The following is a 19,145-nucleotide window of genomic DNA, read 5'->3' on the forward strand; positions in this document are numbered from 1 at the left end:
ACGCCCTGATCACCGCTTATTTAATGAAGGATGCTCAGCCATGAGCGATACACAGTCACAAGAAAACGTCATTGGTAGCCCTAACACCACCGCTACGCCTGGTGAACTTCTATCTCATCAGCGCGAACAGCTTGGCGTTCCACTCACCGATGCCGCTCGGGCGTTAAATTTGCGCCCCGCAGTAGTGGCAGGGCTTGAGCAGGATAACTATCAAGAAATCCCTGTTGCCGCTTATCGGCGCGGCTACCTGCGCGCTTACGCAAAATATCTCGGCATGGATGACCGTTTAGTGCTTGAAGCGTATCAAGCTCACAACGGCACCACGGATACCGAACGCAAAGTCTCCATGGTTTCCACTGCAAAGCCGCCTTCACGCGTGGGCGACTGGCTGTTTAAGCTGGTGACCCTACTGGTGATTGTTGGACTGATTGCGGTGACCGTGATGTGGTGGCAAAGCCGCGGCGGCAATGAGCCGCCGAGCGTTGGCACGACCTCGACCGAGGACACCTCCAGAGAACAAGCCGAGCCTGCAGACGAGAACGATGAAGCAAGCTCTAGCTTCACCAGCGGGGACGAAAGCGCGGCGCTGCCAAGCAATGCCACCAACGTCATGCCTTCGGCTACAGAGGCACCGGCATCAGGCAGTGAAGAAAATGCAAACGCCGTTGCTGGTCTCGACGAACCCGCGCCGGAAAGTGATACCAATACCGATGAAAACGCTGAGCTGAGCAGTACTGAACGAGCCAGTGAAGAACAGGCCAGTGAAGATCAAAGCAGCGCGGACGGCGAGCAAACGGCCACAGCTGAGACCACCAATGCCAATATCCTTGAGCTAACCTTTAACGAGCAGTCATGGACTGAAATTTTCGATGCCAACAATCAGCGCGTCTTCGTTGGCCTGCAAACGCCAGGCACCTCGACAAGCGTCGAAGGCGAGCCGCCCTTTCGTTTAACCGTGGGCAATGCCACCGGCGTTGAGCTGCGCTATCAAGGTGAGGAAGTTGACCTTCTCGCCCGTGCAGGCGCCAACAATGTTGCCCGATTTACCCTGGGAGAGTGATCCGTCCTATGCACGCCCCTTCTCCGATAAAACGCCGCCATTCCCGCCAGATTCAGGTCGGAAACGTCGCGGTGGGCGGTGATGCGCCCATTGCCGTTCAAAGCATGACCAACACCAACACCCTGGACGTTGCTGCCACCGTGGCACAAATTCAGCAGTTGGAAAAAGCTGGTGCGGATATCGTACGCGTCTCGGTGCCCGATATGGACGCCGCAGAAGCCTTTGGCCAAATCAAAAAGCAGGCCAATGTACCGCTCGTTGCTGATATCCATTTCGATTATAAAATTGCCCTGCGCGTCGCCGAACTTGGCGTCGACTGCCTGCGTATCAATCCTGGCAACATCGGCCGTGAAGACCGCGTGCATGCCGTTGTCAGCGCAGCCAGGGACAACGGCATTCCAATTCGCATCGGCGTCAACGCTGGCTCGTTGGAAAAAGACCTGCAGAAAAAGTATGGCGAGCCCACGCCAGCGGCGCTGGTGGAATCCGCCATGCGCCACATCGACTACCTTGATCGTCTCGACTTCCCCGACTTTAAAGTCAGCGTAAAAGCCTCAGATGTGTTTATGGCCGTGGCCGCCTACCGTGACTTGGCGGCGCGTATTGAACAGCCGCTGCACTTAGGCATTACCGAAGCCGGTGGGCTGCGCTCGGGCACGGTCAAATCCTCGATTGGCTTGGGCATGCTGCTGATGGATGGCATTGGCGACACGATACGCGTGTCGCTGGCGGCAGACCCGGTGGAAGAGATTAAAGTCGGCTTTGATATGCTCAGAAGCCTCAAGCTACGCTCTAAAGGCATTAACTTTATTGCCTGCCCCAGTTGCTCGCGCCAGAACTTCGACGTTATTAGCACTATGAATCAGCTCGAAGAGCGGTTGGAAGACGTTATGACGCCGCTCAACGTCTCGGTGATTGGCTGCGTAGTCAACGGCCCCGGCGAAGCCAAAGAGACCGATATTGGCCTCACTGGCGGCAGCCCCGCCAACCTGGTGTATATCGATGGCAAGCCGGCCAGCAAGCTGCGCAACGACCATCTGGTAGACGATCTGGAGAAGCTGATTCGCGACAAAGTACGTGAAAAACAGCAGCAGCAAGACGCTATGATTGCCCGCAGCGTATAAAAACCTCTGGGGCTGGCTGCCAGCCTGGGTGAGCAACGCCTGATGGCAGAATAAGGAGTTTTCTTTGAGCAAGTCCGCCGTTAAAAAGATTCAAGCCATTCGTGGTATGAACGACCTACTGCCCACCGACAGTCCGCGCTGGCAATTTTTTGAAGCCAAAGTACGCCAGCTTATGCTGCGCTACGGTTTTAACGAAATTCGCACGCCTATTGTCGAGCAAACGGCGCTGTTTGCCCGCTCGATCGGTGAAGTCACCGATATCGTCGAAAAAGAGATGTACACTTTTGACGATCGCAATAGCGAGAGCCTGACGCTGCGCCCAGAAGGCACCGCCAGCTGTGTGCGCGCCGCCATGGAGCACGGCCTGCTGTATAACCAAACGCAGCGGCTGTGGTACCAGGGCCCGATGTTCCGCTACGAGCGTCCGCAAAAAGGCCGCTACCGCCAGTTCCACCAGATTGGCGTTGAGACCTTCGGTTTTGATGGTCCGGATATCGACGCCGAGGTGATCCTGCTCTCGGCTCGCCTATGGCAAGAGCTAGGGTTGATGGAGCACGTCACCCTTGAGCTTAATTCGCTGGGTTCCTCTGAGGCGCGCGCGGCCTACCGAGATACGTTGGTAGCCTACTTTGAGCAGCATCGTGAGGTGCTTGATGAAGACTCCAAGCGCCGATTAACCAGCAACCCGCTGCGTATTCTTGATTCCAAGAACCCCGCCATGGCTGAGATGCTCGACGCTGCGCCGCAACTGATGGATCACCTGGACGCCGAGTCACGCCAACACTTCGAGCAACTTACCCAGATGCTTGAAGCAGTAGGCATTAGCTACGTGATCAACCCGCGTTTAGTACGCGGGCTCGACTACTACTGCCGAACGGTGTTCGAGTGGACCACCAACGCGCTAGGCAGCCAGGGCACCGTTTGCGCAGGCGGTCGCTACGACGGCTTGGTCGAACAGCTGGGCGGCAAACCGACTCCAGCAGTGGGCTTTGCCATGGGTATCGAGCGGCTAATTCTTCTGCTCGAGACCCTTAAGCTGTTTCCTGAAGACATCGGTGGCTGCGATGTTTTTGTGCTACCGATGGACGACGACGCCACCACGGCGGCCATTACTCTAGCTGAACAGCTGCGTAGCGAACTGCCTGAACTGCGTTTACAACTACACTGCGGCGGCGGCAGTTTCAAAAGCCGGATGAAAAAAGCTGATAAAAGTGACGCCTCAATGGCGGTCCTGCTCGGCGAAGACGAAATTGCGGCGCAGTCGGCGACCCTCAAGTTTCTGCGCGATGACCGCGAACAGCAGCGTGTGCCGTTAGCCACGTTAGCGAGCACGCTGCGCGAGCTTTTAGCGACTACCACATAAGCCCCACAGGCTAACCCGATGGTTTGTGTATACGGCCTTAGATAACGTACATACGAACTTAGCGAAATACGAATTTAGAGAAATACGAACTTAGAAAACAGGAGCCCGCCCGTGGTGGAGCTGAGAAGCGAAGAAGAGCAGCTAGACGCCGTCAAGCGCTGGTGGAAAGAGAACGGGATGTCATTGATTGCAGGCGCAGTGCTTGCCGCGGCGGGCGTCTTTGGATGGAATGCCTGGCAGAACTATCAACAGGGCCAGTCAGAAGCCGCCTCCATGCGCTACCAGCAGATTGTCAATATGACCTCTGCCAACGAGCTGGGCGAAGAGGAATTGGCCAGCGCACGTGAAATGGTCAGCGAACTGAACGACGAACATGGCGACACGCTGTACGCGGAACTTGCCCTGCTGCTTGATGCCCGTTTAGCCGTTCAGCAAGGCGATTTGGAAGGCGCGAGAACCGCGCTAGAAAAAGTCGCCAGCGAATCTTCACGCCGCTATGTGCAGAGTCTTGCATGGCTGCGCTTGGCACGAGTGGAACTCGCTGACGGCAACCCGACACAGGCCCTTGCGCTATTAGACGAGCCAATTAGCGACGCATTAGCCGCCCAGCGGGCCAACGTACGTGGCGATGCGTTTGCTGCCCAAGGTGACACTGAGGCAGCCCGCGACGCATGGGAAACCGCTATGGAAGTATCGCAAACCCAAGACCAGCCGCTTTACGGCGTGCAGTTCAAGCTTGACGATCTCGGCGCTGAGGAGGCGACACAATGATGAATTTTTCAAAACCGCTATTGCGGGCAAGCTTAGGCGCGTTAACGCTGGCACTGCTGGTGGGTTGTGCCAGCAAAGGCGAACCGGCTTATACCCCTAAGGAGCTGCGCAGCTTCGATGAGACCTCTTCGTTGGATACTCAGTGGCGGCGCACCATTGGTGAAGGCTTAGGCCATCAGCGCTACCCGATTGCCCCTGCCCGTGAAGGCGATAGCGTATTTGCTGCGGACGTAGAAGGCTTGGTTATGGCGATGAATGCCGATAGCGGCGACGTCGAGTGGAAAATCAACCTTGATACGCCTATCTCCAGCGCATTAACGGCGATTGCCGGTCAGGTTTATCTGGCCACCGGTAATGGCGAAGTGATTGCTCTGGATCAGCGCGATGGCAGCGAAAGCTGGCGCTCTCGAGTCTCCAGCGAAGTGCTGGCCGCGCCGCAGGCAAACCAGCAACTGCTGGTCGTACAAAGCGTTGATGGGCAAGTCACTGCTCTTGATCGCGCAAGCGGTGAAGAGCGCTGGGTGTATACCAGTTCGCAGCCGTCGTTAACGCTGCGCGGCTCCGGTACACCGATGGTGATCGATCCGGTCAGCTTTGTCGGCCTGGCTAACGGCCGCTTGGCCACTCTGGATAACCGCAACGGCCAACCGCTATGGGATATGCAGATTGCCACGCCCCGCGGGCGCAGCGAAGTAGAGCGCCTGGTCGACCTTTCGGGCCAGCCCATTATTAGCCCTGACGGCCGCCTGTTTGTGACCAGTTATAATGGTCGTGTAGTAGCGCTGGAAGCCACCCAAGGCGATTTGCTCTGGGAAGCCGATATCTCCAGCCGCCACACCCCGATTCTGGTCGGTGATCTGCTGTTTGTGGTTACCGATAACAGCGAAGTCGTCGCGTTAGATGCCAACAGCGGCCGAGAGGTATGGCGCAATGACGATCTTGAAGATCGTTGGTTGACCGCTCCCGCCTTTGCCGATGGACGCTTGGTCTTCGGCGATTTTGAAGGTTATCTTCACCTGATCGACGCTCGCGACGGCGACATTGTAGGCCGCACTCGCGTACACAGTTCAGGCATCAGCGTACGCCCGGTCACTGAAGGCAGCACCATTCATGTCCAGGCCAACAATGGTCGCCTGGAAACCCTGGAAGTAACTCCATGACACCCGTCATTGCTTTAGTCGGTCGCCCCAATGTAGGCAAATCGACGCTGTTTAACCGCCTAACGCGCTCGCGTGATGCACTGGTGGCCGACTTTCCTGGCCTCACTCGCGACCGCAAGTATGGCAATGGCATGCTGGGCGATAAAGTCTATACGGTGATCGACACCGGCGGTATCAGCGGTGATGAAGAGGGTATCGACGCAGCGATGGCCGAGCAGTCGCTAGCGGCCATCGATGAAGCCGATATTGTGCTATTTATGGTCGATGCCCGCGCCGGCCTGATTGCCGCCGACCAGGCGATTGCTAACCACCTGCGCGTTAACCAGAAGAAAACCTGGCTGGTAGTGAATAAAACCGACGGCATGGAAGAGCACTCGGCGATGGGCGACTTTTGGTCACTGGGCCTTGGCGACCCCTGGCCGATTGCCGCTGCCCACGGGCGCAATGTTTCTACCCTGATAGACGTAGTACTTGAGCCGTTTCCCGAGCGCGATGCCAGCATCCCCGCGGATACCGGCAGCAAAGGCGTGCGCATTGGCGTGATTGGCCGCCCCAATGTGGGCAAATCGACCCTGGTCAATCGCCTGCTCGGCGAAGATCGTGTGGTTGTGTTTGATGAGGCCGGCACCACCCGCGATGCCATTGAGATCCCCTTCGAGCGTCGCGGCAAGCCCTATGTGCTGATTGATACCGCGGGTATTCGGCGGCGCAAGAATGTCAGTGAAATCGCCGAGAAGTTCTCTATCATCAAAACCCTGGATGCGATCAAAGAGTCCCATGTAGTGATCATGGTGCTGGATGGTTCCAGCGGTCTGGTGGAGCAGGACTTGCACCTGCTCGACTACGTATTAACCACCGGGCGTGCGCTGGTGCTGGCGGTGAATAAGTGGGACGGCTTAGAGAGCGAAGCCAAAGACAAAATGCGCACCGAGATTAAGCGCCGTTTAGGCTTTGCCGATTATGCCGAGCTGCACTTTATCTCTGCCCTGCACGGCACCGCGGTAGGTGATCTTTACCCCTCAATTGATCGCGCCTTTGACGCCGCTAACGCGCACTGGTCGACCAACCGGCTAACCACCCTGCTTCAGGACGCGGTCAGCCAAAACCCGCCGCCAATGGTACACGGGCGGCGCATTAAACTGCGCATGGCCCACCAGGGCGGCAGCAACCCGCCGATTATCGTCGTCCACGGCAATCAAACCGAATCGCTGCCGGAAGCCTACCGTCGCTACCTGACCAACACCTTCCGCAAGGTGCTCAAGGTACGTGGCACGCCGATACGCTTTGAGTTCCGCTCAGGTAGCAACCCGTTCGACAGCATGGCAGGCGCCAGCGACAAAGAGAAAGCCAAGAAGCGTGAGCTTAACCGAACCAAAGAGGCGCGTAAAAGCCGTCGTTAAGCATCCGTTTTAACCCGCTAATATCGCTTACCTATTGGCGACTCGAACGGCTGCTCAGTTCAGCCCCCATACTTAGCCTCAAGGTAGGTTATGATGGGGGATTGATTTACTGCTACCAGCGGTTATCTTGTGTGCAGGAAAACCATTCGTCTATAAGGAAACCGTCTCATGCGCTGGCTTCGCCCTCTCGCTGTTACCGCGCTATGCGCGTCTATCGCCGCTTGTTCTACCTCGCCAACCGGGCGCTCCCAACTGCTGCTGATGTCTGACAGCGAATTGAATGAGATGGGCCGTCAGGCGTTCACTCAGTACCAGCAGGAACTGCCCACGGCGGGTCAGGCCAGTCATCGCTATGTGCAGTGTATTGCCGATGCCATCGTGGCAGTTCTCCCCGCCGCGCAGCAGCAGTTAGACTGGCAAATACGCGTATTTGAATCGGAGCAGCCCAACGCCTTCGCCCTACCCGGCGGCTATATGGGCGTGAATACCGGCATGCTGGATATTGCCACTAGCCAAGACCAGCTGGCCTCCGTTGTAGGTCACGAAATTGGTCACGTGCTAGCCAACCATGCTAACGAGCGCGCCTCGACCAAGAGCGCTACGTCGCTAGGCTTGTCGGTTATATCCAGCACCTCGGGTATGCAGTCCGCCGGTGGTCAGCAGCTTATGGGCGTACTGGGTATGGGCGCTCAGTACGGCATCGTGCTGCCGTTCTCGCGGGCCCACGAAAGTGAAGCTGATGTGATCGGCTTGAATTTAATGGCACAAGCGGGCTTCGACCCACGTGAAAGCGTTACCCTGTGGGAAAATATGCAGGCTGCCTCAGGCGGCGGCGCGCCCCCCGAGTGGATGTCCACTCACCCCGGCCAAGGCCAGCGCATTCAAGGTTTGCAAGGCAATATGGATCAAGCCCTGGCTATCTATGAACAAGCTCGTAGCAATGGTCGTACACCCAACTGCCCGCGCCCGTAACGGCAGCCTTGAGGTTTAAATGATTAAGCTGGGATTACTACTGCTGGTACTGCCGCTATTTGTGCTGATGGGCGTCTATTTCTGGGAACTCAACGATGTGCGCGCCTGCCAGTTGGATGGCGGCCATTGGGACTATATCGAGAGCGTCTGTCGCGACACGCCGCAGCCCTTTGTCTCCTGGCTCCAGCGCTCGCCGCTGTTAGTTAATGGCGGCATGCTGCTTTCGGTGGTAGGGCTGGTGATGTGCACGGTGGGGCTGTACGTTAAGCGCGCTAAGTGAAGCGTATTTAACGGTGTAACTAAAAAGCGGGGGCGGATAACATTATCCGCCCCCGCTTTTTTTGTATTATCACTGACGCCGTTATTGGCGCATTTATAAATTGTTAAGCGACTTCCGCAGCATTTCACGCACGGGAGCCGTCTCTGGACGCACATTGCGCCACAGAAAAAACGATTCAGCAGCCTGTTCGACCAGCATGCCCAAGCCGTCCAGCAGCTTCGCACCACGTGGGCCTGCCCATTGCAAAAATACCGTCGGCTCCGCCCCGTACATCATGTCGTAAGCCCAGGCGTTAACAGCAAAGATTTCATCAGGTAGCGGCGGCAGCTCGCCCGTAAGGCTGGCGCTAGTGCCGTTAATCACGACATCAAAAACGCCAACAGCAGTTTCAAAACCACCGCCATGGATAGGCCCCAGATCGGCAAAATCGCTGGCCAGCTGTTCGGCTTTTGCAGCGGTACGGTTCACCACGACGACCTCGCTGGGTTGCTCGGCGAGCAGTGGCTCTAGAATACCGCGTACGGCGCCGCCGGCCCCGACCACCAAAACACGCTTTCCCGCTAACGCCACGCGGTGGTAGGCCAAATCGCGCACTAGGCCAACGCCGTCGGTGGTATCGCCGTAGGTACGACCATTGCCACCGAGTATCAGCGTATTGACCGCTCCTGCCCGGCGGGCGCGGTGGCTCAACGTATCGCACAGTGCGAAGGCATCGCCTTTGAACGGCACAGTGACATTGGCGCCACGCCCGCCCGCATCGATAAAGGCGCGCCAAGCCCCCGCAAAGCCATCCAGCGGCGCTTCTTCAGCGGTGTACGCAATTGTTTGCGCCGTTTGATGGGCAAACTCAGCGTGGATTTGCGGGGATTTAGAGTGCTTAACGGGATTGCCAAATACGCAGTAGCGATCGGTCATGATGGCTCTCCGCTAGCGTTTAACATCGTCTCATCAGCGGCCACGCCGAGCCAGTCCCGAGGGTGTAAAAAATCCTGCAAACGCGCTTCAGCACTACCCGGCTCTGGCTCAAAGGCGTACTCCCAGCGCGCTAATGGCGGCATCGACATCAAAATGGATTCGGTGCGCCCGCCGCTCTGTAGGCCGAACAACGTGCCGCGGTCCCAGACAAGATTAAACTCCACGTAGCGACCTCGGCGATAGAGCTGAAACTCACGTTCGCGCTCACCCCATGCTTCGTTTTTACGCCGCTCGACAATGGGCAAATAAGCCGCTAAGAAGCTGTCGCCCACCGCGCGCTGCATGGCAAAACAGTCGGCGAACTCACCTTCATTTAAATCGTCGAAAAACAGTCCGCCGACCCCGCGGGTTTCATCGCGGTGCTTGAGGTAGAAGTACTCGTCGCACCAGGCTTTGTAGCGGTCGTAAACGCCGTCGCCAAAAGGATCGCAGGCGGCTTTCGCCACTTGGTGCCAGTGCACCACATCTTCCATCACGGGATAAAACGGCGTTAAGTCAAAACCGCCGCCAAACCACCACACCGGCGGCTCGCCGACTTTCTCGGCAATAAAGAAGCGCACATTGCCATGACTAGTCGGCACATGAGGGTTCTCCGGGTGCAGCACCCAGGAGACGCCTACTGCGTGAAAGCTACGCCCCGTCAGCTCAGGACGCGCGGCAGTGGCCGAAGGCGGCAGTTGGGTGCCATAGACATGGGAGAAGTTGACGCCGCCTTTTTCAAATACGCCGCCCTGGGTCATTACCCGCGAGCGTCCGCCGCCACCCTCTTCACGCTCCCAGCTATCTTCTTGGAACTGCGCAGCGCCGTCGGCTTCCGCCAAACCAGCGCAGAGTCGTTCCTGTAGATCAAGAAGGTAGCGTTTAACGTCATCAAGGTGCTCGTGGGCCACGGTAACTCCTGAGGGGTTGGTGAGTCGTAATGGGTTAGTAGTAAATGGTAAATGGTAAATAGTGAGTTGAACGACTGCTAAGGGCGCATGACTTTACCGGTAACCAAATCCCTGATGGTACTGGGATTGGCGTTGCCACCTAGCGCGCCTTCCACGACATAGGTGACTTCATCGCCAAAGATGTCAGTGATCTCAGCGGCGCTCATGGCGGGCGGCTCGCCAGCACGGTTGGCAGAGGTGGATACCAGCGGGCCACCGAACGCCTCACACAGCGCTTTCATTAGCGGGTGGTCAGTAACTCGTAGCGCTACTCTCTCATGGGCACCGCGCACCAGCCCATGGCTGCGACCATTATCGGGCACTAACCAGGTGTTCGGGCCCGGCCAGCTTGCGGCCAGGGGCGCGTGCAGTGCTAACGGAAGTTGATTCAGCCAGGGTTGAAACTGCTCGATACTCGCGGCAACGAGGATGACGCCCTTCGCCGGATCGCGCTGTTTCATGCGCATCAGGAGCGCTAACGCTTCATCGTTTTCCGGGTCGCAGCTGAGTCCCCAAACCGCTTCAGTGGGGCAGGCAATGACGCCCCCTCCACGCAGTGCGCTAATCGCCGGCGCTAGATCGGTAGACAAACTCATGGCCTCTCCTCGAATATGCCTTTAATAGCCGCATCCTATCATGAGCGCGGCAGCCGCACCCAGCCGCCCGCCTGTTGGCTTACCCAACCGTCCAATTCAAGCATAAGCAGGCGTTGCTGGCAGTCGCTAACTGATGTGCCAATAGACGCTACCAACGTGTCGATAGGCGTTGGCGTTGCCGATAGAGAGGTTAATAACGGATCGGGTATGCTTTCCGGCAATGGCGCTTCTTGAGTCGGTTTTCCTGCCGTCTCCACTAAAGGGAGTTGAATAGCGGCGTCGGGCGGTATAAACGCCTCCGCCCAGTGGCCAAGATCAGCAATGATATCGTCGACGCTGCAAGCCAGATGAGTACTCCCCTGCCGTAATAGTGCCAGACAGCCGCGGGCCTGGACGTTATGCAGCGACCCCGGTAGCACAAACAGCTCACGATTTTGCTCCAAGGTGAGCCGTGCACTGACCAGCGAGCCGCTCTTTTCGGTCGCTTCGACCACCAGGGTGCCGAGAGACAGACCGGTAACGATTCGGTTGCGGCGCGGGAAAAACGCCGCGCGCGCCAGGGTACCCGGCGGATGCTCTGACAGCAGCAGACCACCGGGCAAACGACCAAGCTGCTCGTGAAGATCCCGGTTTGAGGCGGGATAGATCACATCCACACCGCAGCCAAGCACGGCAACCGTGCTTCCTCCGGCATTCAGCGCCGCACGCTGGGCCACACCGTCAACCCCTAACGCCATGCCGCTGACCACACACCAGCCGCGGCGGACAAGATCTCGGGCAAACGTTTGGGCGTTGTGGGTACCCTCACCGGTAGGACGACGAGTGCCCACCATGGCCAGTTTAGGACCTTCAAGCGCACCCAGATCCCCCTGGGCCCAGAGCACTGCAGGCGGGTCAGGCAGTTCATTTAACAGCTCAGGCCATGCGGGGTGATCACGATGCAGGACATGTCGTCCGGGGCCGCCTTGTTGCCACTCCAGGGTCTCATTAACGACATTTTGTAGCGGGCTACGGGTGGGGTGTTCAAGCCATAAGCGCAGCTCGCTAGCCGCTCGGCTGGGCAGTGCAGCCAACCAGCCCTCCGGCCACTGTGGCTCGTGGGCTGCCAACTTCGCTATACGCAGCGCGCCCATCCCAGGCAACGCATTGACCACCAACCACTCCTGGGCATCCATACTCCCTCCTTAATAAGCGCATTGTTTGTTTTGCCAGCCGCTAGTTAGCCAGTGACTCAACTTGATCCCCCACTTCCAGCACGCGCGATGCCTGCATCACCAAGGCGTAGCTGACACGATCATAAGGCCTAAATATCATAACGCTACCCGCTTCACTGCTGGGTAACTGAACCAGCTCCTGGGTGCGCGGGTCATTGATCAGCCCGCCCTGCTGATTGACTCGCAGCACATGGCCCGCCTGCAGGCCATCCAGCGTGCCGAGATCAAGGGTTACGATCTGAAAGCGGCCGATAAAACGCACCCCGCCTGGGACGGCAATAATATGCCCCTCAACCGGATTTAGCGGCGCGCGAGGCACAAGTTCTCTGCTCAGCTCGCGCTCCTCCAGCGGCAGGACGATGTCGTTAACCCGCACTTCCTGATGGGAGCTGACGACTTCAAGCTGCGCAATATCGTTCTTACTGCTGACATGGCGGGCAATACCTACATTAATCAGCTCCAAGCCAAGTGGCGTGCCATCCATGGCTAGGTAGGATTCCAACTGACGATAGATGCCCATCTGTCCATGGTGCGGTACATCGCCACGCACGTAGACCTTATCTCCCGCGCCACTAATCAAGCGGCGATCATCCCCCGCCACTACATATCCCAGTTCCTGTAGCGCCTCGGCATCATCCACAACGCGATGCTGGCGCAAAAACGCCTGTGCTTCCTCCAGGGCAATTGGCTCAATCGCTTCACGATGGGGCAAGGTACGCACTTGCGGCGAGAGTTTAATCACCTGCTGATCACGCTCCCATGCGGCAGCTTCGCTACTCACCAGCATCACTGCACTCAGCAGCAAACTACCTAACCACCCCCGGCAGGCGTGTTGTTTTGCTGCCATTCTGCGCTCCCCTAAAAGATGAATACTACGATTATTATGTTGATAATAAGACGCTATGCGCCTTGGCTGCTTATGCCCAGAAACATTGACAGCGTGATATAGTGACCCATCATAAAGTACCTAGGTTAAGCGACTCTCGTCACTGCCTAGCTTGACTTAATTCAGACTCAGCATAACGGTGATTGTAACGTCATGGCCAAACTTCCTATTCTTGAATTCCCCGATGAGCGCCTGCGCACCAAGGCCGCCGCGGTGGAAACCGTTGACGATGAGGTGCGCAAACTCGTCGACGATATGCTGGAGACCATGTATGACGCCCGGGGTATCGGTCTAGCCGCGACCCAGATCGATGTCCACCGTCGAGTCGTCGTGATGGACGTCAGCGACGACAACTCCCAGCCGCTGGTGCTTATCAACCCACGCTATACCCCGCTTGGCGACGAAAAAGAACCGCTTTCCGAAGGCTGCCTGTCGATTCCCGAGTACTACGCCGAAGTGCCGCGCTATCTTAAAGTGCAGCTCAACGCGCTGGATCGCAATGGCGACGCCTACGAGCTAGAGGCGGAAGGTCTGCTGGCGCACTGTATTCAGCACGAGTACGACCACCTGGAAGGCGTCCTGTTTGTTGACTACCTATCGCCGCTTAAGCGTAACCGCATCCAAAAGAAGATGCAGAAGCGCCATAAGCAGATCCAGGACGCGTAACCCGCTTTTCCTACTTACATTTCAGATAAGCCAGGTAGCCCTCTCCCTATGTCACGATTGCGCGTTGTTTTTGCCGGCACGCCTGAATTCGCCGCTTCGAGTCTTGCAACGCTGCTGGAAAGCCAGCATGAAGTGGTCGCGGTGTATACCCAACCCGATCGCCCCGCTGGTCGCGGCCGTAAGTTAACGCCCAGCCCAGTCAAACAGTTGGCCCTGGAGCATCGCCTGCCGGTCTATCAGCCCCAGACGTTAAAAGAGCCAACGGCCCAAGCTGAACTGGCCGCGCTCAATGCGGATATTATGGTCGTTGTCGCCTATGGGCTGCTGCTGCCCCAGGCCGTGCTAGACACCCCGCGCCTAGGCTGCGTTAACGTACACGCTTCGCTGCTGCCCCGCTGGCGTGGCGCTGCCCCCATTCAGCGGGCGATCGAAGCCGGCGATAGCGTATCAGGTGTCACCATCATGCAGATGGACGCTGGCTTGGATACCGGCGCGATGCTCTCGGAAGTGCGTACACCTATTACGGATCGCACCACCGGCGGAGACCTACATGATTGTCTCGCCATCCAGGGCGCTGATGCGCTGGTCACGACACTCGATGCCCTAGCCACCGGTGCCGCTCATGCCACGCCTCAGCCTGACGAGGGCGTCACCTATGCCGCCAAACTGAGCAAAGCGGAAGCCGAGCTCGATTTTGGCCAGCCAGCGCATCAGTTAGCCAGTAAAATTCGTGCGTTTAACCCCTGGCCGGTCGCCTGGTGTGCGCTAGGCGATGACCGCCTGCGCCTGCTAATGGCCAGCGTAGAGGAAGGCGAGCATCCGCCCAGCGCCCCCGGTACGCTACTTGAGCACGGCGAAGATCATCTGCGTATTGCCTGCGGCACCGACGGGCGCGAAGTATTGTGCATCACCAGCGCCCAGTTGCCCGGCGGTAAAGCGATGGCCGTGCGTGACTTACTTAATGCGCGCCACGCGCGCCTGACGACAGGCATTCGCCTTGGCCAGCCAGCGGCTCAGGCCAACCAAGGAGACACACCATGAGCCAAAAGCGTTCCCCTCAAGGTGGCGGCAGCGGCCAGGAAGTGCGCGCTGCTGCGGCCCGCGCGCTGGCCCCGGTGCTTAGCGACCAAGGCTCACTGGCGGGGCTGGATGAGCACAGCGTGGTGGCTCGCGACCGCGGACTACTCAAAGAGCTCTGCTTCGGCACCTGCCGCCGTTTGCCGCGCCTGGAAGCCCTTGCAGGCGTGCTGCTCAAGCAGCCGTTTAAAAAACGCGACAGCGATGTTCAAGCGCTGCTGCTGCTGGGTATTTACCAGCTGCTGTATATGCGCATTCCGGCCCACGCGGCGGTAGGCGAAACCGCTGGCGCTGCACGCTTACTAAAGAAGGAGTGGGCCACCCGCGTTTTAAATGGCTGCCTGCGTCGCCTGCAGCGCGAATCTGAGGCGCTCCAGGCCCAGGTAGACCGGGATGAAAGTGTGGCGCTTGAGCATCCGCCCTGGCTACTCAACGCGTTACGTCAGGCGTGGCCAGAGCAGTGGCGCGATATCATTGAAGCCAACAATCAAGCAGGCCCGATGACGTTAAGGGTGAATCAACGCTACAACGACCGCGAGGTCTATTTGGGCATGCTCAACGAGCAGGGTCTGAACGGCCATTTATGCCCCCATGCCCCAGACGCCATAACGCTGGAAACACCCTGCGACGTGACCGCACTGCCCGGCTTTGAAGAGGGCCACGTGAGCGTTCAGGATGAAGCCGCCCAGCTTTCAGCGGCGCTACTTGGTCCCGCGCTAGCGCCTCGACCGGGTGCTCGTGTGCTGGATGCCTGCTGCGCTCCCGGCGGAAAAACAGCCCATTTGCTAGAGCAGTTTGATATTGCCCTAACGGCTATCGATAGCGATAACCAGCGTTTGGCGCGGGTGGAAGACACGCTCAGCCGTTTAGGCGTCGAGGCGGTACTCGAACACGCCGATGCCACCGAGCGCGACTGGTGGAGCGGCACGCCGTTTGATGCCATTCTGCTCGACGCCCCTTGCTCGGGTACCGGTGTCATCCGCCGCCACCCCGATATCAAAAAGCTGCGCCGCAAGGACGATATCCGTCCGCTGGCCAAGCTTCAGCGCCAGCTATTGGATAACCTCTGGCCGATGCTACGCGAAGGCGGCACCCTGCTGTACGCTACCTGCTCGGTGCTGCCCGAAGAGAACAGTGAACAGATTGAGGCGTTCCTCGCCCGTACGCCTGATGCTCACATCACCACACCTAACGACGTTGCCTGGGGCATTGTCAGTGGTGCGGGCCGACAACTGTTTCCGGCCCAGAGCAGTCATGATGGCTTTTTTTATGCCAGACTAGAGAAGCGCACTGCCTGAGCATTCGTTGATAACGGGCAGTGAATTTCTGACAAGGAAGGAGATATTATGAGTCATCACACCTATAAGCACGTGGAACTGACCGGCTCTTCCGAGAAGGGCATTGAGGAAGCGGTGCAGAATGCGTTAGCCAAGGCATCAGAAACGATTAAGCACATGCGTTGGCTGGAAGTGGTCGATACGCGCGGCCACATTGAAGATGGCCAGGTGGCCCACTGGCAGGTAACGGTTAAAGTGGGCTTTACGCTAGAGTAATCCTCACCTGCTTTTCGGCGGCGGCTGGTTTACACTGGCCGCCGTCTTTATTGCAGCGCATGATAGACGTACCTGAACGACCATTTACGTCTTCAACGTCAGGACTGAGTCCTAAGACCGTCTCCTGGTCTTAACGATATTGCGCTGGCGCTTTTAATGGAACCGATGCTCAGTAATGAAAATCATCATTCTCGGCGCCGGCCAGGTCGGCGGCACACTGGCAGAACACCTCGCCCGCGAGGAGAACGACATCACCGTCGTTGATACTGACGCCAAAAAACTACGCGACCTGCACACTAAAATCGATATCCGCACCGTCACCGGGGCGGGCTCCTACCCGATTGTACTACGCCAGGCAGGCTGCGAAGACGCCGATATGTTGATCGCCGTCACCAATAGCGACGAGATCAACATGATCGCCTGCCAGGTCGCTCACACGCTGTTTCGCACCCCAACCAAAATTGCCCGCGTGCGCGCCACGGCGTACTTAACCCGCAAGGGGCTGTTCGCCCACGAAGCGATTCCCATCGATGTACTGATCAGCCCCGAGCAGGTGGTCACCGACCATGTGCGCCGCTTGATCGAGCACCCCGGCGCCCTGCAGGTACTGGAGTTTGCCGGTGGTTTGGTTCAACTGGTGGCGGTGAAAGCCTTCTACGGCGGCCCGCTAGTGGGCCAGGACTTGGCCTTTCTGCGTCGTCATATGCCCAACGTGGATACCCGTGTGGCGGCGATTTACCGCCGCAGCCGACCGATCATTCCCCGCGGCGATACGGTGATCGAAGCCGACGACGAAGTATTCTTCCTCGCCGCACGACGGGATATTCGCGCGGTGATGAGCGAGCTACGCCGGGTCGAACGGGACTTCCGTCGCGTGGTGATTGCCGGGGGCGGCAATATCGGCGAACGCCTGGCGGAACATTTGGAGCATAGTCACCAGGTCAAAATCATCGAGCACAGCCTGGAGCGCTGCACCACGCTCTCCGAGCGGCTGGACCGCACCGTGGTGCTCCACGGCAGCGCCACCAGCAAGCGTTTGCTGGAAGAAGAGAACATCGAAGAGTGCGATATCTTCTGCGCGCTGACCAACGACGACGAAGTCAATATCATGTCGTCGCTGCTAGCCAAGCGCTTAGGCGCCAAGAAGGTGCTCACGCTGATTAACAACGCCGCCTATGTGGATTTGGTACAGGGTGGCGAGATCGATATTGCCATCTCACCCCAGCAAGCCACCATCGGTAGCCTGCTCACCCACGTACGCCGGGGCGATATCGTCAACGTCCACTCGCTGCGCCGGGGCGCCGCCGAGGCCATTGAAGCCATTGCCCACGGCGACAAACAGTCGTCTAAAGTAGTCGGCCGCACGATTCGCGAGATCGACCTGCCCGACGGCACGACGATTGGCGCGATTGTGCGCGGCAAAGAGGTCATCATCGCCCATGGCGATGTGATGGTAGAGAGCGGCGACCACGTGATTCTATTTGTGATCGACAAGCGCCGCATCCGCGATGTGGAGCGCCTGTTCCAAGTCGGTTTAACGTTCTTTTGATAACCCTAGAATCCCTGCCACTGGCGGCTAATAACAGGAGCATGCGACAACCATGAGTCTGCGGGTTATTTTGCGCATTTTGGGGCTGCTACTGATGCTGTTCAGCCTGACCATGCTCCCTCCCACGCTGATTTCACTGTGGTTTCGCGATGGCGTGTGGAGTGCCTTTATTAGCGGCATTGCGATTTCTGTCTCCACAGGGCTGCTGCTTTACCTGCCCAATCGGCGCTCGCAAAAAGAGCTGCGCATCCGCGATGGCTTTATTATTGCCGCGATGTTCTGGACGGTGCTGGCGCTGTTCGGCTCGCTGCCGCTGATGCTATTTGGCGAAGGCTCGCTGGGCATCACCGACGCGGTATTTGAGTCGTTTTCCGGTTTGACCACTACCGGTGCCACCGTGATTACCGGTATCGATTTTTTACCCGCATCGATTCTCTACTACCGCCAGCAGCTCCAGTGGTTGGGCGGCATGGGTATCGTCGTTCTGGCCGTTGCCATTTTGCCGACCCTGGGGGTGGGGGGTATGGCGCTTTACCGCACCGAGATCCCGGGGCCGCTTAAAGACTCCAAGCTCACCCCACGGATTACCGAGACTGCCAAGGCGCTCTGGTACATCTACGCTACCCTCACTCTCGCTTGCATGGTGGCCTACATGCTAGCCGGGATGGACTGGTTCGACGCCTTGAGTCATAGCTTCTCGACCGTTGCCTTAGGCGGGTTTTCTACTTACGACGCCAGCATCGGCTACTTTGATAGCGCGACGATTGAAATGATATGTGTCGGCTTTATGTTGATTTCGGCGTTCAGTTTTAGCCTGCATTTCATCGCCTGGCGTGAAAAAAGCGTGATGCACTATTTTCACGACCCAGAAGCAAGCTTTCTAATGCTCTTTCTGCTCGCACTGGCTGTGGTCACCGTGCTTTCGCTATGGCTCACCGATACCTATGACACCGTACGCGGTCTCCGTCACGGGGTTTTCCAGGTCGTTTCTGTTGCTACGACCGCGGGCTTTAGCGTTGCTGACTTCTCCATGTGGCCCGGTGCTCTGCCCTTTCTGTTGTTTGTGGCGGCCTTCGTGGGTGGCTGCTCCGGCTCTACCGGCGGAGGCATGAAAGTGATCCGGATTATTTTGATCATCAAACAGGGCATGCGCGAAATTATGCGCCTGATCCACCCCAATGCGGTGATTGCGGTCAAAGTGGGCAAGGTCAGCGTTCCCGATAGCATTGCCCAAGCGGTCTGGGGGTTCTTTTCGGTGTACGTTCTGCTGTTCTTTTTAATGCTGGTGGGGGTGATGGCGACCGGAGTTGATCAGGTAACCGCCTGGTCGACGGTAGGGTCAGCGCTCAACAACCTCGGCCCTGCGCTGGGTGAGTCCCACACTCACTATGGCGACATGCCCAGCCTGGCGAAATGGATACTGGTCATGGCCATGCTGCTAGGACGCTTGGAAATTTTTACGGTACTGGTGCTATTTACCCCCGCCTTCTGGCGGCGCTAAGCCCTTAACAACCGTCCTTAACAACGCCCTTAACAACGCCCTTAACAACAGTACTGAACATTAGCCATT

19 protein-coding genes are annotated in these 19,145 nt (G+C 57.9%); 14 read left to right on the forward strand and 5 right to left on the reverse strand.

Annotated elements, in window-relative coordinates:
* The first annotated feature begins 40 nt into the window (after positions 1-40).
* The 8 genes from QT230_RS05330 (at position 41) to QT230_RS05365 (ending at position 8,130) form a co-directional block, all read left to right on the forward strand.
* Positions 41-1,060, forward strand: a complete 1,020-nt coding sequence (locus QT230_RS05330; protein ID WP_308320547.1) for a RodZ domain-containing protein — start codon at positions 41-43, stop codon at positions 1,058-1,060.
* Between the two features lie 8 nt (positions 1,061-1,068).
* Positions 1,069-2,184 carry a flavodoxin-dependent (E)-4-hydroxy-3-methylbut-2-enyl-diphosphate synthase gene (gene ispG, locus QT230_RS05335; protein WP_308320548.1) on the forward strand — a complete coding sequence of 372 codons (1,116 nt, stop codon included), beginning with the start codon at positions 1,069-1,071 and terminating at the stop codon, positions 2,182-2,184.
* Positions 2,185-2,248: 64 nt separating this feature from the next.
* Complete coding sequence (gene hisS / locus QT230_RS05340) at positions 2,249-3,547, forward strand: histidine--tRNA ligase (RefSeq protein WP_308320549.1); 1,299 nt, start codon at positions 2,249-2,251, stop codon at positions 3,545-3,547.
* Positions 3,548-3,658: 111 nt separating this feature from the next.
* Positions 3,659-4,318 (forward strand): tetratricopeptide repeat protein, encoded by a 660-nt coding sequence (locus QT230_RS05345; protein WP_308320550.1) that lies wholly within the window; start codon positions 3,659-3,661, stop codon positions 4,316-4,318.
* Positions 4,315-5,478 carry an outer membrane protein assembly factor BamB gene (bamB, locus tag QT230_RS05350; RefSeq protein ID WP_308320551.1) on the forward strand — a complete coding sequence of 388 codons (1,164 nt, stop codon included), beginning with the start codon at positions 4,315-4,317 and terminating at the stop codon, positions 5,476-5,478. Before QT230_RS05345 ends, bamB begins: the two co-directional genes overlap by 4 nt.
* Positions 5,475-6,878, forward strand: coding sequence for a ribosome biogenesis GTPase Der (gene der / locus QT230_RS05355; protein WP_308320552.1), 1,404 nt, complete (start codon positions 5,475-5,477; stop codon positions 6,876-6,878). The genes bamB and der overlap by 4 nt, the downstream gene beginning before the upstream one ends.
* A 168-nt stretch (positions 6,879-7,046) precedes the next feature.
* Positions 7,047-7,850, forward strand: coding sequence for a M48 family metallopeptidase (locus QT230_RS05360; protein WP_308320553.1), 804 nt, complete (start codon positions 7,047-7,049; stop codon positions 7,848-7,850).
* A 19-nt stretch (positions 7,851-7,869) separates the two neighbouring features.
* Positions 7,870-8,130 carry a hypothetical protein gene (locus QT230_RS05365; protein ID WP_308320554.1) on the forward strand — a complete coding sequence of 87 codons (261 nt, stop codon included), beginning with the start codon at positions 7,870-7,872 and terminating at the stop codon, positions 8,128-8,130.
* 93 nt (positions 8,131-8,223) lie between these two features.
* On the opposite strand, the gene aroE is transcribed toward QT230_RS05365, so the two are convergent.
* From aroE to QT230_RS05390, 5 genes are all read right to left on the reverse strand, one after another.
* Positions 8,224-9,045 (reverse strand): shikimate dehydrogenase, encoded by an 822-nt coding sequence (aroE, locus tag QT230_RS05370; protein ID WP_308320555.1) that lies wholly within the window; start codon positions 9,043-9,045, stop codon positions 8,224-8,226.
* Complete coding sequence (gene hemF / locus QT230_RS05375) at positions 9,042-9,995, reverse strand: oxygen-dependent coproporphyrinogen oxidase (protein WP_308320556.1); 954 nt, start codon at positions 9,993-9,995, stop codon at positions 9,042-9,044. Before hemF ends, aroE begins: the two co-directional genes overlap by 4 nt.
* Positions 9,996-10,072: 77 nt before the next feature.
* Positions 10,073-10,630: an L-threonylcarbamoyladenylate synthase gene (locus QT230_RS05380; RefSeq protein ID WP_308320557.1), complete on the reverse strand. Its 558-nt coding sequence runs from the start codon at positions 10,628-10,630 to the stop codon at positions 10,073-10,075.
* A 38-nt stretch (positions 10,631-10,668) separates the two neighbouring features.
* A complete protein-coding gene (gene dprA / locus QT230_RS05385; protein ID WP_308320558.1) occupies positions 10,669-11,805 on the reverse strand; it encodes a DNA-processing protein DprA in 1,137 nt (378 codons plus the stop codon).
* Between the two features lie 40 nt (positions 11,806-11,845).
* Positions 11,846-12,691, reverse strand: coding sequence for a peptidoglycan-binding protein (locus tag QT230_RS05390; RefSeq protein ID WP_308320559.1), 846 nt, complete (start codon positions 12,689-12,691; stop codon positions 11,846-11,848).
* A gap of 192 nt (positions 12,692-12,883) precedes the next feature.
* Here QT230_RS05390 and def point away from each other — a divergent pair, with 192 nt between their 5' ends.
* From def to QT230_RS05420, 6 genes are all read left to right on the forward strand, one after another.
* Positions 12,884-13,396 (forward strand): peptide deformylase, encoded by a 513-nt coding sequence (gene def, locus QT230_RS05395; RefSeq protein WP_308320560.1) that lies wholly within the window; start codon positions 12,884-12,886, stop codon positions 13,394-13,396.
* 48 nt (positions 13,397-13,444) lie between these two features.
* Positions 13,445-14,437, forward strand: coding sequence for a methionyl-tRNA formyltransferase (fmt, locus tag QT230_RS05400; RefSeq protein ID WP_308320561.1), 993 nt, complete (start codon positions 13,445-13,447; stop codon positions 14,435-14,437).
* Positions 14,434-15,771 (forward strand): 16S rRNA (cytosine(967)-C(5))-methyltransferase RsmB, encoded by a 1,338-nt coding sequence (gene rsmB, locus QT230_RS05405; RefSeq protein WP_308320562.1) that lies wholly within the window; start codon positions 14,434-14,436, stop codon positions 15,769-15,771. Before fmt ends, rsmB begins: the two co-directional genes overlap by 4 nt.
* Positions 15,772-15,819: 48 nt before the next feature.
* Entirely contained in the window at positions 15,820-16,026 is a 207-nt protein-coding gene (locus tag QT230_RS05410; RefSeq protein ID WP_008959783.1) for a dodecin, read from the forward strand.
* A 175-nt stretch (positions 16,027-16,201) separates the two neighbouring features.
* A complete protein-coding gene (trkA, locus tag QT230_RS05415) occupies positions 16,202-17,575 on the forward strand; it encodes a Trk system potassium transporter TrkA (protein ID WP_308320563.1) in 1,374 nt (457 codons plus the stop codon).
* Positions 17,576-17,627: 52 nt separating this feature from the next.
* Positions 17,628-19,076 carry a TrkH family potassium uptake protein gene (locus QT230_RS05420; protein WP_308320564.1) on the forward strand — a complete coding sequence of 483 codons (1,449 nt, stop codon included), beginning with the start codon at positions 17,628-17,630 and terminating at the stop codon, positions 19,074-19,076.
* The last annotated feature ends 69 nt before the right edge of the window (positions 19,077-19,145 follow it).

Origin of the sequence: Halomonas sp. SpR8, assembly GCF_031010195.1 — a bacterium.
Lineage (GTDB): Bacteria > Pseudomonadota > Gammaproteobacteria > Pseudomonadales > Halomonadaceae > Vreelandella.

Bases quoted from the DNA above. Each gene is read 5' to 3' on its own strand.
- QT230_RS05330 (WP_308320547.1), top strand. From the start codon at position 41: ATGAGCGATACACAGTCACAAGAAAACGTCATTGGTAGCCCTAACACC.
- ispG (WP_308320548.1), top strand. From the start codon at position 1,069: ATGCACGCCCCTTCTCCGATAAAACGCCGCCATTCCCGCCAGATTCAG.
- bamB (WP_308320551.1), top strand. From the start codon at position 4,315: ATGATGAATTTTTCAAAACCGCTATTGCGGGCAAGCTTAGGCGCGTTA.
- der (WP_308320552.1), top strand. From the start codon at position 5,475: ATGACACCCGTCATTGCTTTAGTCGGTCGCCCCAATGTAGGCAAATCG.
- QT230_RS05360 (WP_308320553.1), top strand. From the start codon at position 7,047: ATGCGCTGGCTTCGCCCTCTCGCTGTTACCGCGCTATGCGCGTCTATC.
- QT230_RS05365 (WP_308320554.1), top strand. From the start codon at position 7,870: ATGATTAAGCTGGGATTACTACTGCTGGTACTGCCGCTATTTGTGCTG.
- aroE (WP_308320555.1), bottom strand. From the start codon at position 9,045: ATGACCGATCGCTACTGCGTATTTGGCAATCCCGTTAAGCACTCTAAA.
- QT230_RS05380 (WP_308320557.1), bottom strand. From the start codon at position 10,630: ATGAGTTTGTCTACCGATCTAGCGCCGGCGATTAGCGCACTGCGTGGA.
- dprA (WP_308320558.1), bottom strand. From the start codon at position 11,805: ATGGATGCCCAGGAGTGGTTGGTGGTCAATGCGTTGCCTGGGATGGGC.
- QT230_RS05390 (WP_308320559.1), bottom strand. From the start codon at position 12,691: ATGGCAGCAAAACAACACGCCTGCCGGGGGTGGTTAGGTAGTTTGCTG.
- def (WP_308320560.1), top strand. From the start codon at position 12,884: ATGGCCAAACTTCCTATTCTTGAATTCCCCGATGAGCGCCTGCGCACC.
- fmt (WP_308320561.1), top strand. From the start codon at position 13,445: ATGTCACGATTGCGCGTTGTTTTTGCCGGCACGCCTGAATTCGCCGCT.
- rsmB (WP_308320562.1), top strand. From the start codon at position 14,434: ATGAGCCAAAAGCGTTCCCCTCAAGGTGGCGGCAGCGGCCAGGAAGTG.
- QT230_RS05410 (WP_008959783.1), top strand. From the start codon at position 15,820: ATGAGTCATCACACCTATAAGCACGTGGAACTGACCGGCTCTTCCGAG.
- trkA (WP_308320563.1), top strand. From the start codon at position 16,202: ATGAAAATCATCATTCTCGGCGCCGGCCAGGTCGGCGGCACACTGGCA.
- QT230_RS05420 (WP_308320564.1), top strand. From the start codon at position 17,628: ATGAGTCTGCGGGTTATTTTGCGCATTTTGGGGCTGCTACTGATGCTG.